The organism is Enterococcus sp. LJL90 (assembly GCF_056924355.1).
In genome coordinates this window covers 749,324-763,005 of the sequence record NZ_JBXPBQ010000001.1, presented here as the reverse complement: position 1 = coordinate 763,005, position 13,682 = coordinate 749,324, and the positions used below count along the sequence as shown (strand labels likewise).

The 13,682-nt window shown below is 36.5% G+C and carries 12 protein-coding genes; 9 read left to right on the top strand and 3 right to left on the bottom strand.

Annotation, left to right across the window (positions count from 1 at the left end):
- Positions 1-7 precede the first annotated feature (7 nt).
- Positions 8-1,537 carry a MucBP domain-containing protein gene (locus AC1Z3S_RS03400; RefSeq protein WP_461739190.1) on the bottom strand — a complete coding sequence of 510 codons (1,530 nt, stop codon included), beginning with the start codon at positions 1,535-1,537 and terminating at the stop codon, positions 8-10.
- A 182-nt stretch (positions 1,538-1,719) separates the two neighbouring features.
- Between AC1Z3S_RS03400 and AC1Z3S_RS03395 the strand changes: the two genes are divergently transcribed.
- The 7 genes from AC1Z3S_RS03395 to AC1Z3S_RS03365 all read left to right on the top strand — a co-directional run bounded on the left by AC1Z3S_RS03395 (position 1,720) and on the right by AC1Z3S_RS03365 (position 7,852).
- Positions 1,720-2,043 (top strand): helix-turn-helix domain-containing protein, encoded by a 324-nt coding sequence (locus AC1Z3S_RS03395; RefSeq protein WP_461739189.1) that lies wholly within the window; start codon positions 1,720-1,722, stop codon positions 2,041-2,043.
- A 908-nt stretch (positions 2,044-2,951) separates the two neighbouring features.
- Complete coding sequence (locus tag AC1Z3S_RS03390; RefSeq protein WP_461739188.1) at positions 2,952-3,509, top strand: hypothetical protein; 558 nt, start codon at positions 2,952-2,954, stop codon at positions 3,507-3,509.
- Positions 3,502-4,242, top strand: coding sequence for a hypothetical protein (locus AC1Z3S_RS03385; RefSeq protein WP_461739187.1), 741 nt, complete (start codon positions 3,502-3,504; stop codon positions 4,240-4,242). The genes AC1Z3S_RS03390 and AC1Z3S_RS03385 overlap by 8 nt, the downstream gene beginning before the upstream one ends.
- A 316-nt stretch (positions 4,243-4,558) precedes the next feature.
- Positions 4,559-4,903 carry a hypothetical protein gene (locus AC1Z3S_RS03380; RefSeq protein WP_461739186.1) on the top strand — a complete coding sequence of 115 codons (345 nt, stop codon included), beginning with the start codon at positions 4,559-4,561 and terminating at the stop codon, positions 4,901-4,903.
- Between the two features lie 160 nt (positions 4,904-5,063).
- Positions 5,064-6,368 (top strand): Rep family protein, encoded by a 1,305-nt coding sequence (locus tag AC1Z3S_RS03375; RefSeq protein ID WP_461739185.1) that lies wholly within the window; start codon positions 5,064-5,066, stop codon positions 6,366-6,368.
- The gene (locus AC1Z3S_RS03370) at positions 6,349-6,561 is read left to right on the top strand and encodes a DUF3173 domain-containing protein (RefSeq protein ID WP_461739184.1); all 213 of its coding nucleotides are present in this window, start codon (positions 6,349-6,351) and stop codon (positions 6,559-6,561) included. The genes AC1Z3S_RS03375 and AC1Z3S_RS03370 overlap by 20 nt, the downstream gene beginning before the upstream one ends.
- The gene (locus AC1Z3S_RS03365; RefSeq protein ID WP_461739183.1) at positions 6,548-7,852 is read left to right on the top strand and encodes a tyrosine-type recombinase/integrase; all 1,305 of its coding nucleotides are present in this window, start codon (positions 6,548-6,550) and stop codon (positions 7,850-7,852) included. Before AC1Z3S_RS03370 ends, AC1Z3S_RS03365 begins: the two co-directional genes overlap by 14 nt.
- A gap of 177 nt (positions 7,853-8,029) precedes the next feature.
- On the opposite strand, the gene AC1Z3S_RS03360 is transcribed toward AC1Z3S_RS03365, so the two are convergent.
- A complete protein-coding gene (locus AC1Z3S_RS03360) occupies positions 8,030-10,210 on the bottom strand; it encodes a bacterial Ig-like domain-containing protein (RefSeq protein WP_461739182.1) in 2,181 nt (726 codons plus the stop codon).
- A 583-nt stretch (positions 10,211-10,793) separates the two neighbouring features.
- Between AC1Z3S_RS03360 and AC1Z3S_RS03355 the strand changes: the two genes are divergently transcribed.
- Positions 10,794-11,273, top strand: a complete 480-nt coding sequence (locus AC1Z3S_RS03355) for a hypothetical protein (RefSeq protein ID WP_461739181.1) — start codon at positions 10,794-10,796, stop codon at positions 11,271-11,273.
- A gap of 497 nt (positions 11,274-11,770) precedes the next feature.
- A complete protein-coding gene (locus tag AC1Z3S_RS03350) occupies positions 11,771-12,793 on the top strand; it encodes an LLM class flavin-dependent oxidoreductase (protein ID WP_461739180.1) in 1,023 nt (340 codons plus the stop codon).
- A 40-nt stretch (positions 12,794-12,833) separates the two neighbouring features.
- Here AC1Z3S_RS03350 and AC1Z3S_RS03345 read toward each other — a convergent pair whose 3' ends face one another.
- Positions 12,834-13,625, bottom strand: a complete 792-nt coding sequence (locus tag AC1Z3S_RS03345) for a MerR family transcriptional regulator (protein WP_461739179.1) — start codon at positions 13,623-13,625, stop codon at positions 12,834-12,836.
- Positions 13,626-13,682 lie beyond the last annotated feature (57 nt).

Sequence of the window (13,682 nt, the reverse complement as noted above, 5' to 3'; positions counted from 1 at the left end):
ATTAGTTTCAAAGTAAAGTATCAACAGTAATTACATAATAGTATTCACCTTCTACACCAGCCCAATAGCCAGTTACTAAGAAACCATTTTGCATTCCGAACTCAGTCCAACGGTCAATCGCTTCCCACATTTCAGTGTCTACATCAGTTGTAGTTTGGAAACCAGTTTTACGTTCCAATTCTTGTCCTACAGTGTATTCTGGTGGCGTTACTTCATCTTTTTTGTAAACAAATTGGATGTACTGTACTTCACCACTGATAGTTTTGCTTACACTAGTTGGAGATTGAGCAGTGTAACCACTAATTGCTGGTGCAATAGCCGTTACAATATCACCAACGTTACCGGTCAATTGAGTATTAGCTTTAAGAGTATTACCCGCTGTATCAACATAACTTACGATTACAGGTTGTGCTTCAATTGTTGGTTCATTATCTTTACTATAGTAGAAGTTAATGGTCTGTAATGTAGAACTAATGTATAAAGTATGCGTTATATCACCTTGAACAGTGTAGCCGTCAATTGTTGGAGCATTTACAATTACTTCTTCATCAATTTTCCCGACTACTGTATCAGAGCCCTTAATAGAGTTACCGCTTAAATCCATGTAATTAATTACAATAGGTTTTGCCACAACTTCTGGGTTTTCAACATCTGATTTTTGATAAGTAAACGTGATAGTTTGGCCTGTTGCAGAAATAAATACTTCTTGCAATTTATCTCCAACTAAAGTGTAACCCTCAATTTCTAAAGCAGTAGCAGACACCATGTCGCCAATTTCGCCTTCTACAGTCTTAGAATCAGCAATTTCAGTACCATCTGTGTTGATGTAGCGAATTATTACAGGCTTCGCAGTTTCTTCATCTTCCCCCCCTGGTTGCTCTGGGTCAGTAGGATTACTAGGGTCTGTGGGGTTAGTTGGTGCTTCTGGAGTAGTACCCCCATTTTCAGAGCCAGCATTGTTAGAACCACCGTTGTTCGTATTTCCGTTGTTACTTGAGTTACTGTTTGTGTTAGTAGCATTTTCGCCTCCATCTGTGCTTGTACCACTCGGGTTTGAAGTAGTTCCGCCATTAGATATAGTTGGATTTTGTGAAGCTTCAACAATGTTGTAGCCGTAGTCCTTAGTTTCGTCTACTTTTGAAGCATTTTGTTTTTCACCAACTACAGTTCCGTTAGAGTCAGTAGCAGTTAAAGCACCGTCTTGAGTGATTTTAATTGCTCGACCAACAGGTAAGCTGTATTGTTCCCCCGCTTGCAAATCAATTCCATTAACTTCGGCTAAATCAACGTGACTTACATTGATTTTCATACCGATTGCCCAAAGAGTATCGCCTAAGTTCATAGTGTACTCCGTAGCACCGTCAGCAATTACAATTTGCTCTGGCGTGTTAGCAGTCCATTCCGCAGCTTGGACTTCATGAGTCATCCCTAAAGTTACCGCACAAATTAACCCCATCGAAGAAATACCAAAAGCTTTAGACAACTTTCTTTTTTTGCTTTTTGCCACTCTCTTCTTATACTCAACTCTTTTTTCCATTTTTACTCCTCCAATGTATTATTCAGTTTAAATAGCTACTATTTGAACATATTACAAGAATAATTTTACCATCATGTTTTCTATTAGTAAAGTTTTGATACTAATAAAATACTTTTGTTTATATAAAAAAGCAAACGGAGTATTTACAATTGTATAAACGCAAGCAAAAAGGAAGTGAAACAATGAGGAAAGATATTATGTATTCCTTAGGGAGCGATATTAGAGAATTGCGAATATCAAAAAAAATGACTCAACAAGAACTTGCTGAAAGTAGTGAATTAAGTCTCCCTTTTATCAATCTAATTGAAAATAACAAGAGAAATGTTTCATTAGACACACTGATAAAGATACTCTCTGCTCTTGAAGTTTCTTTAAGTGATTTTTTTCTTCCTTTTTCACAAGTAGATGAAGATATGTCAACTTTCTTGACGCTACTTCAACAATCGCCAAAAAAAGCCCAATATATTGAGTTGTTTACTCAAACATTGAGGCTTTCAAATGAATAAAGCTTGTTGCTGCTAAAAATAAATTTAGCCACAACAAGCTTTAATTCTGTCCTTCTGCAATAGTTTTTGAAAAAAATATAACTGTTGGAAGGTCCCATTATGAACCGCTAATTACAGAACTATCCCACCATATATCACATATCCTTCACTCTATGGAAAATATTTATGTCAAATTTGTATTTTTAAGACCTCATACAACTCTTCAGATTTCATCGCTCCTTTAGTAATCGCCATATTTTCTTTTTTTGAATTATGAGTCATAGTTATACATCCCCTTACATGTCCAACAAATGGACCATTTTCCCCACTTACTTTGCAATGCTAATTTCAATGGTCTTGTGATATTTTCTAATAAATATAGAAACCTCCCTCTTGAACTCTTCACGATAAAACCATCTAAACTTCCGTCATGCTTCGATTTATTTAGCATTTTAATTCTTTATTACAAAAAATATAGCCGTCAACATTGTTGTAACAAGTGATAATGAGCTACGTTGTGAATAAAAACGAAAAAAGTATAATCAGTGAAAAAATTGCTGTATCAACCTTTCCAGCCTCTTCTTATTCATTTTTTTTAATTCACTAAAAAAAAGACTTGACACGCATTTTTTACGTTTTTTAACTCTAAGCTGAAATATTTCAATCTTGCCTTGCTTTTTTTCATCTACAGTTCTGATAAACATTAGTTAAAAGCAAATAGGCTAGTTCTCTTTGAAATATCCCGATTTGATATAATAGATTTTGTAAGAAACAGGCGCCGTTCTTACAATTTTGCTAGCAAAAAATGGTATGCATACCACTTCATGTCAATAAAAAAGGAGTGAATTACAATAAAAACAATTTTAGATTTTATTAAAAGCTGGAAGAAATCCAAACCAAAATTCTCACACGTATTAGTAGTATTACTATTGATTATTGTTTGTGCAGTTGCGATGATAATTTTAGCAAAATGGCTACTACCTTTCTTGATTTTTGCTCTGTTGACTTATGTTTTCTTAGGTAATCCGGAGGATTTGCTTAACCAATTAGCTCGGCAAAAAGAAGAAAAAAATGCTAAAAAACAGCCATTACCGTTGTGGAATTTCGGAGAGTTCGTTTATTATCTGCTTGATTATTTGAACGGTAATGATTATATAAAATTTCAAATTGATTATGATGAGTTTTATACGCAAGTCATGACTAATTCAGTCGCTCAGGATTTAGGAGCAACAGTTGTAATATCATTGAGAAAGACTCTTAATGCAGAATTAATTGATTCTGAACAACTCTCGTTTATCTCGAAGCAATTCTTAAGAAACCAACAGCAAACTCCACTTGGGCTTCAAAACAAGGTACTACAGCGAATTTTGTTTGAGACAGTCGATATTGATGATAATTTTGTAAATTTTAAACTTCATGATAAACAATTTTATCTGCCGCTTAACAATTCAAATGATACTAACTTAGATGATGATTTTTATGCTTAAATCAAAAGAAAATATTTATGTTTTTAAGCAATTGGACAAAAATAGCGGGAGAATCTTTCCCGCTTCCGCTTTAAATCTATTCAAAAACACTATTTTCACCAGTGTTGTTGGACCCAGTAATTCTGGTAAGACCATAGCTGTCAAACTCATCATCGCTTCCATTATCCGCAACTCCAATTATCAGGACTCTGATATAGTACTAATTGATCCAAAAAACTTTGAATATAAAGAATTTTCTGGACGCAAAGGAGTCTATCTTGGTGATAATGCAGTAGAAGGTCTGGAATATGTTTATGAGGAATTTGAAAAGCGACTTCTCAATAACGAAGAAAAAGCACCTCTTTTGATTTTCTTTATAGAAGAATTCTCAGCTTTAATTATGTCGCTCGCGCATGATAAAAAAAAGCAAGAAGAGGTACAAACTCGGCTTAATCGCTTATTAAGTATGTCGAGAGCACTCAATGTAAGGGGATTCTTTATCATGCAGAGATTTGACAGCCTTTACTTTGGAAAAGGTGGTTCCAGAGACAACATAACAACTCGTTTAGCCTTTGGCAGAATCTCTAAAGAAGCACAGAAAATGCTATTCCCCGATGAAGGTGTGAAGTCATTGCCAATTCGTCATGGATATATGCTGCAAGATGGTAAAGAACTAGAGCAAATAGTAGTCCCTACAGTCAGAAAATTTAAAAAACTAGATTCTGACATAAAAGATTTCTTGGATAGAAAGTAATAAGCTACAATTTGCTTTTTATCTATCATGCAAGAACTAGCTTTAAAAAAAAGCTAATTCATTGTGCAGTCAACGGTACCGGAACAATCGAACTCTGATTGTGAGGATAAGGAGTTGACGGCTAAACCACTAATTTTCACGCTTACTCTTGCTCAAACATTTTGTTTGAGCTGCCCCCCACAGGGCGACTGTGAAAGTTTAGATGCAACCTTTTTAAAGGTTGCGATTTATAACATGTTTCAATCTAAGACAAAAAAATGAATAGAATATTGCTGCGCTAACCTAGCAATATTCTATTCTAATAATGGAGGACAATATGAAAAAATTAAATAAATTTGTAAAATTTGATATTGATGAATTTCTTGAGAATATAGAACTTATTGTTATGAAATCAGATATTCTTGTTGATTTCGAGACAAAAAAGGTTCTTGGTGCAAAGTACTCTATAATTGTTTGGAGTGATACCCATAATTACGGGGGAGATACTAATGGCGTGAATAATGTTGGAGAAACATTTACAGTTAAAGTCTTGGGTAAAAAGCCAATGGCAATTCCTTCACCTTGTAAAGTGGATTTGATTAATCCAAATGGAAACGTATATGGAGAATTTCGGAACAATTTGTCAGTAACAGCGGAAGATGTCACGCTACTCGAAGCATAGCTACATGTATCATTTCTATTCGAACGAGAGCGTAGCTCGGAGTTTGGATAGAAATGAATACTTAAAAAAAGTGTCATAGCTTATACAAATGCTGTCATACCTGCAGCTTTTGGGCTTGTTGCTGCAGGTGTCAGTGTTGCTAAACAAGGAGGACGAAAAGATGATGAAAGCAAAAAATATGATGTATATGCAATATATGGAGTACCTACCATTCAAATCCATGGATGCCCTGATAATTCATATTAAGATGACCTTAAAACCACTTAAATACGCTGCTATTCTTCATGATAAAGATACAAATGAGGAAGGCTCTTTAAAAAAAACGCATATTCATGTAATGCTGCAATTTGAAAATGCTAGAAGTATAAATAGTATTGCTAAACTTCTTAATGAAAAGCCACAATATATTGAAAAATGGGATGGCGATTCTAATATCGGTTATGCTTATTTAGTTCATGCCACGGCATCAGCTAGTAGTCAGTACCAATATTCATCCGAAGAAGTGATTGCTAATTTTGATTTTCAAAATTTGATAGAAAGTATAAAAAAGCATACTAACCTTAATTCAAAAATATTAGAACGAATTACTGATATATATCTTGATTTGCTTTATGTAGGTAAAATGACTCGTGAAGAAATTGAACAAGAATTAACTGGCTCCCAATATGCTAAGCTTCGCACAAAAATAGACAGTGTTTATCAAAAATTTGTGGAACGAAAAGCTAATATGTGGAGAGAAAAGATGAAAGAAAACAATCAAGAAGTCGAAGTTATTTGGATTCATGGTGATTCTGGAAAGGGTAAAACTCGTTTGGCTAAAAGCTATGGAGATTCCCTTACGAACAAAGTATATATATCAGGTTCTAGCCGTGATCCTTTTCAACGGTACCAATTAGAAAGTGTAATCATCCTTGATGAACTTAGGTCTGATACATTTGAGTATGCTGATTTATTGAAAATGCTTGACCCTTTTAATGATGAAGCAATGGGAGCTAGTCGGTATTTTGATAAGCCCTTACTAGCAGAAACCATTATTATTACGTCACCTTATTCTCCACAAAGTTTTTATAGCAAGCTCTGTAAAGAAAATAAGCGAATTGACAGTAATATTGATTCCTTTCAACAGTTAGCGAGAAGACTTGGATTAGTAATGAAGTTGACAACTCAATATCTTGATGTTGAGTTTTATAATGAAAAAGAACAAAAATTTATTATTGATAAATCATCTAGAGAACCGAACCCTTATCTAAATGAACAATTCAACACCAATAAGTCTTCAAACAATCGAACTGAAAAACTTTTAAAAAATGTAATTGACTCACTTTCAAAAGAAGAAAAACCCGCCATCGAGCCGACCAAAGCAAACGATGACGAGTTATCAACAGCCAAACAACTGTCTTTAGAATTATCTCACGAGAAGAAAGAAAAAGAAAGCAGTGGAAATAATGAACAAGACAATTTGTAAAAACGATTTAGTTTCATTAGGTTACCCACCTCATACCGCTGCAAACTTGATTAGACAATCTAAAACAATTATGGTACAAAAAGGATATCCCTTCTATAACAATAAGCGGTTGGGGCGAGTCCCAAAAGAAGCCGTTGAATCCATTTTAGGCGTGGAACTTAAATTGGAGTTGTTAGAAAATGGCAAAAACTAAATATCCTGGTGTAAGAATTGATTCTCAAGGTAAATTTTTTTATGAAACAGAACTCGGCACAGATAGAATTAATGGTAAGCGTATTAGAAAAAAAGGTAGAACCACACAAAACGGTACTCCCTTTTCCTCCGCTCATGAAGCTTATAAAGAACTCACTCGTATCAGAAATGAGTATCACCAAGCTCAAGGCTATGCTAATTATAATATGACTTACCAGCAGTATATGGATAATGTGTATATCCCCTACTATAAAACTGATGTTGAAGAAAGTACCTTTTCTGTTCGTAAAAAAACCCTTGAAAAAATCCGTGACCGCTTCGCTACGACCGCCTTACGTTCAATTTCAATTGAATCCGTACAGAACTTTAGAACATGGTTACTTACCTCTCAAGAAGATGGTGGAGCTGGGTATGCACAATCATATGCTAGTCTTGTCTTTGGAATGTTTCGCAAAAGCCTTGATAAAGCTGTTGAACTGCAGTATCTAGAACATAACATCTCAAAAAGAGTAAAATCCATACCTAAAGGAAAATCTATTGTTCCTTATTGGACAAAAGACGATTTTGAAAAAGTAGTCAGTCAAATCTATCTTGGTGACTTCTATGAACATTTAAATTTTGTTATGCTTTGGGTTTATTACATGACAGGAATACGTGTTAACGAGGGAGCTGCCCTTTTCTGGGAAGATGTAGATTTTTCCAAAAAGCGGATGCGTGTGCATCATATGCTAGTTTTGAAAAGAAAAAGTGATTGGAAAAGAAATGCCTACACTAAAACCGAGGATGGAAAAAGAACCATTGCATTAGATGATGATACCATCTCTATTTTAAAAAAATGGAAAAACCGACAACAAACAATGGGGCTTGGTAATGAAAATAGCTTCATTTTCTCTTATGATGGGCTTCCGATGGTTAAGTCAACTACGTCTAGAATCATCGCTCGCTATGCTAAACTTGCTGGAGTCAAAAAAATTCAAGCTAAAGGACTGCGTCATAGTCATGCTTCATACTTGATAAATGAGTTTAACGTATCGGTTTTAGTATTATCACAAAGAATGGGGCACTCTTCACCAGAAATCACTTTAAAGCATTATGCCCATATGTGGTCAGGTGCTGATGTTGCTATTGCAGAAGAAATGTCTGGAAACATTAATGTTCAAACTGCTAAACAGTCAAAAATACAGTTTTTAGGTAATCAAGCCGTTACACAAGGAATTAAAAACAGCGCCCCGCCAAAGACCCCGCCAAAATGGTATGTAGACCCTAAAAAGTCAGTTGTATCAAGGGTTTGAACTAGACCTGTGGCATTGGAGTGGGAATAGTAGTAGGAGAGCTTGAACACCCTGTCTACCAAAGATTCCATCCCACCCGACAATAATTATCTTTTAATGTTTATCAAAAACCCCCAAGTAAAATCTAATAGATTTTACTTGGGGGTTTCAAATTTCTACGGTATCATTGAGTCTTGCTTAAAATAAGTTAAACTCGTCTTCTCTTTTTTTCTTCATAAAGTAAACACTGGCTAATAATGTCAACCCTAATACCGTTGCCATCATACTGCTTTCTTTTTCACCAGTAGCCGGTAAAGGTTTTTTGCCGCTAGTTACTGTTTTGGTGGTTGTGTTTGTTTTATTATCTACTGGAGTAGTAACCGTAGCATTTTCTTTCTCTTTAACAGTTAAGGTCATTGTTGTTTCAGCTGTTTGTTCATACTCAGTTCCCATACCAGAATAAGCCGTAAACTTAATTTGGTATTCTCCAGCTTCAACTAATGTGTTAGTTGCCGGATCATAAGGAATGCCGTCACCAATAATTTCAAAAGAAATATACTCAGCATTGGTAGTTTCAGCCCAGCCAAGAACCATTTCTTCAGTGATAGTGTCCCCTATATACATTACTCTGTCTTCAACTGTAATTGTTGGAGCTGGTAATTCTGCAACAGTCACAGTGATTGTTTTAGTTGCCTCGTTTCCAGCAGAGTTTGTATAGGTGTAGATGACAGTATAGGTACTACCCGGAACAGAAGTGTCAATCGTTTCTCCGCCAACAACTGTATATTCAGTCACTGGTAAATTATCACCATCGACAACATCACTGGCAGTTGCCCAACCTAAAATAGTTTCGTCATCGACAATATCTCCAATGCCGACTACTTGGTCTGTAGCATTAATTGTTGCAACACGTTCAGCCACAGTCACGGTGATAGATTCAGTCGCAACTTCTCCAGCTGTGTTCGTTACAGTATATTCAACAGTGTAAGCAGCACCTACTGTTGTAGTATCAATCGAGCCCGCGCGCATGACGCTAATCGGGGTAATAGTGTATGACTTAGTCAAATCTTCCGCTGAATCTACAGGATCTGAAATTGTAGCCCAGCTCCAGATTGTTGCATCATCAATCACTTGATCTTGATAAACTGTTTGGTCAGCGACAATGATGGTTGGTACTCTTTTTTCTACAGTAATATTAACTGTCTTAGACTCAATAACCCCCGCAGAATTTTTTGCACTGTAGGTTACTGGATAAACTCCTGCTGTTGTTGTATCTACATTACCTGTGTACGAAATTCCTGTATCAGTATTTCCATCATAAGCTCCTAGTGTAACTGTTGAGCCATCTTTCCTAATTTCAGTTGCAGTAACGTTGGCCATTGGCTCAAAAGTTTGGCCTACATATAATGTTTGATTAGTCGCATTTAAATTCAAACCTTTTATCACATTAATCGTAACAACCGTCTCCGTCAAGGTATTGTATTTTGTCGAATGAACCAATACGGTAACTTGATAACTCCCAGGCTCTCCAGCATAAATCCCTCCAACAAATCTCAGCACATAATCACTGCTTGGAGCGACATTTCCGTAAGGATCTAATACAACAATGTTTTCGGTAATTTCTTGTTGATAATCCCCGCCCTGTGCCACTGTTACACTAAAAGGTGAGACACTCAGAAAACCAACATTTTCTGGTGCAACAAGAACTTCAACAGTTGCTGTAGTCGTTTTTCCTGCGGCGTTGGTTACTGAATAAACTACTTGATAAGGAGCATCGTCTTCGCCAGTCGGAACGTTAGTATCAACCGTATTCGAAATGACTTTGATTTGACTAGTAAGATCTGTCCCATCAGCATCTATTGCAAATACACCCTCCAATGGATTAAATACACTCTTATACTCTAAAGTTTTTTGTGGTGCTACCTTAATCATTGGCGAATCAGCGTCCTCACCGGTCACTGGTGGGATTGGTAAAGCTGGTGCAGGTGTAGGAGTCTCCTCCGTTTCAGTTGGAACAACCACTTCCGCTGAAGCATCAGTTGAAGAATTGTTTTCAGCTGGTGTTTCTGCAGATGGTGTGGTTTCTGCTACCTCTTCTTCAACTGAAGGAGTTGTTTCTTCAACAACTGGTGGCACTGTCTCTTCAGTAGAAGGTGTTGTTACTGTTGTGTCCGGTGTTGGTTCAGTTTGTGCTACTTCTGGTGTGGCTTGAGGTGTTTCAGCCGCCACGGCCGCCGAAGTTGTATCTGTCACTGGTGCTGTGGTTACTTCCTCCGGTTGTGCAACTTCTGCTGAATCGGCAAAAGCCACATGAGCATTTAAAAAAGTCGGTGCCAATAGTGTTACTAGAGTTAACCCAATCATCTTTTTACTTTTCATAAAAAATCCCCTATCCTTTTTTTGTTTTACCAATTATAACTTTAACATCTTTTCATTTTGATGGAAAGTAAATTTCAAAAATAAAAATCTTTTTGCGTTAAATAGATAATATTTTACTGAATCATTTAAATTATTGTATCTATACGATTTATAGATAATCTTTTTAATTTTTTCCAAAATATATTGCCGTTTCACTCGTACTTGGTTTAACTCACGAACATATACTTCCCGTATATCCCTAACTGTTATTGATAATTCCTAAATCGTTTCATCATAGTCCCTTATTACCTATTTTGTTTTAAAAAGTTTTGCATCTGTCCTGTAAGGATTTTATTGCCAAAAGTAACAGCCTTAAAAGCCCTACAGATTTATCCGTTTTGCTTTAATGTCTAATTTAAAATAGGCTCCTTCGTGACCCTAATGCTCGATTGAGCCTATCATGACTAAACTTTTTTCTGCTTCCATATCCGAACTGGATTAAATCTCCTAATTATTCTCATTTAAGAATATGTGCCTCTCTTCCATAAGATTCAATGCTATACTGAAATCAAACCAACTCAGACAAAACCTTAGGAGGTCACATTTGAAAAAGCCAATTTCACTGTTGCTCTTAGCGAGTTTAGTTCTAACAGGTTGCAAAAACACATTAGAACCAACAGAAAATACTACTTCGACTAGAAAAAGTAATTACGATTTGATTACAGATTCGAGTGAAACGGCACCTCAGCTCAGTCTTGTTTTCGAAAAAAATTCGACAAATATGTTTGCAGGTAGTATTTTCATATCAAATAGTTCAGAGGAAAATATCGACATCATATTATCTGATACAGAAGAATTATACTTACAAGAGCAACAATGGCAACCCATTTTTATGGGCAAAAGTGCCATCTACTTACTAACCACAATTCAGCCAGGTGAAAGCTTTCAAAATAATTTTGACTTTTCAGAAGCTAGCACCAGCCAAGCCTTTACCCCTGAAACGCAGTTCAAAATGATTTTCCATTTTAAAAGCCCTAGTAACCAGAAGGGCTTCCAAAAAGAAATTGAGTTTCAATTAAAGTAAAGTTAGCTATTCTCATGATGTATCCCCATGTAAAGCTTTGGTTTAGTCCATAATTTTACGTCTAAACCAAAGCTATCTCCTCATCAGTTTCTCTCACACCAACCTTGAATGGAGGCTCTCCCGGTAAAATTTAACTAGTATGTCCTCAGTAAACGCATTGTATTAATATTTTTTTCCCAATCATGTAAATTCTAACTTCGTTCAGATGATCAATTTTTTGCAATATTTTATCATCTGCGATTTCAATTATTTGAAAATCTTAGAGAATGAATCAGTTCTCACCCCCAAAACATTCCTACAATTTTTCTTATTTAATCAAAAAAAATAAACATAAAATCTAAAATTTTACCATTCATCTCCTTCTTTATTACAAATGAATTCCCTTTAAAACCACCAATATCCACCCCCGAGAACAATTATTCGTTTTTTTCTTAGAATAGTAGTAAGATGGGCTCAAGTTATTTAAAGATGCGTTGAAAATAAAGGAGGTCACACAGATGAAAAAAATTGGTTTCTTAAGTTTTGGCCATTGGATGGATCAAGGTTCTTTGGTTAAGACGGCAAGCGATGCTTATCTACAATCAATTGAACTGGCAGTTGAAGCCGAAAAAATCGGCATTGACGGTGCTTGGTATCGGGTCCATCATTTTGCACCGCAAATTGGTTCACCGTTTCCATTGCTTTCTGCGATTGGCGCTAAAACTAGTAAGATTGAAATTGGTACCGGTTTGATTGACATGCGCTACGAAAATCCTTATTACATGGCAGAAAATGCCGGCTTAACGGATGTTATTACTCAAGGTCGCGTGGAGTTGGGCGTTGGCCGTGGTTCACCTGAACAAGTTTTAGATGGCTGGCAATATTTCGGTTATGATTATTCTGAGGAAGAGATCAAAGAAATCGCTCGGCAAAGAACTTTGGAATTTTTGGACTTAATTGAAGGTAAGCCTTTCGCTGAGCCTAATCCTATGCCGATGTTTCCTCAAGCTCCTGGAAAACTGCGGATTGAACCCTATTCAGAAGGACTGCGTCAACGGATTTGGTGGGGCGCTGGTTCCACAGAAACTGCCATTTGGGCGGCGCAACAAGGGATGAATTTGCAATCTTCAACCCTAGTGAACAATGAAACTAATGAGCCCTTCCATATTCAACAAGCCAAACAGTTGCGAGCCTATAAAGAAGCGTGGAAAAAAGCTGGTCATAATTTTGAACCTAGAACTTTAGTAACTCGTTCAATTCAGCCAATTACAACTGACTTGGATTTACGCTTGTTTGGTCAAGAGGATGATTCCCAGTATGATCAAGTCGGCTTTCTAGCTTATCATCGCAATCCAACTATTTTTGGGCGCACCTTTGCTGGTGAACCAGACAAATTGGTGAAGGAATTAGCTGAAGATGAAGCTATTAAAGAAGCAGATACGGTGCTGATTACCATTCCAAATACTTTAGGCGTCGAATACAACATGCATTTGCTTGAAACCATCATTAAAGATGTGGCACCGGGCTTAGGCTGGCGTTAAAAATTTATATAATAACAAACAAAAACCCAAGCAGCTCGCTTTAATGAGCAGCTTGGGTTCTTTTTGAAGAATTTTCATTTTCCGCTTTTAGCACAGCTAATTTTCCCATCAAGTCCTTTATCACCTCAGAGTTAGATTGAGCTTGATCTAATGAAATCAATAAGGTATCACAAACAGAATGAATATATTCTTGTTCACTCAGCTGGTTCAGTGTCTGGGTGATTTCCTGAGAGTTCATCTCACCATTGTCTTTGATAGCCTGCATAAGACGTAAAATCCCACTAAGGGAATAATTAGCATTCCGCAGTGTGCGAATTATTTTAAGTTGCTTCATCACCGCCGCATTATAGCTCCGATAGCCGTTCTTTTGACGAGGGACTTCTACAAGACCGTTCAGCTCCCAATTTCGCAGAGTATCAATGGTTATTTCTAAATAATCCGCCGCTTGCTTTCTTGAAAAGGTTACTTGTTTTTCTTGAGTTTGCTCCTGTAAATTATCGGAGATCAAATTAATGGCTTCCTGCGCCTTGATTTTTTCGTTACTTAACAAAACAAAATACTCATCAAGCTTTTTTTCCGCTTCAGTAAAATCATAGTCCGCTAAATTTTGGATAACTTCAGTTACTTTTCTGCGTAAATTGCCATGGATAATTTCCACGCTGTATCCAATACGAATCAGCCGAATCAAGGTCAAATGATATTCTGTATAAACTCGATAACCATTTGCTTGACGCTTAGGTGGTGGCAACAGTTGCCATTCCTCGTATTTTCTGACCGTGTTCGGATGCAACTCAACAGCTTGGGCTATCTGCATCGTTGTATAGGTTCTCATTTTCTTAACCCTCCACTTATCCACCAGAGTTCTCTTCTCATGATACCATAACCGTTG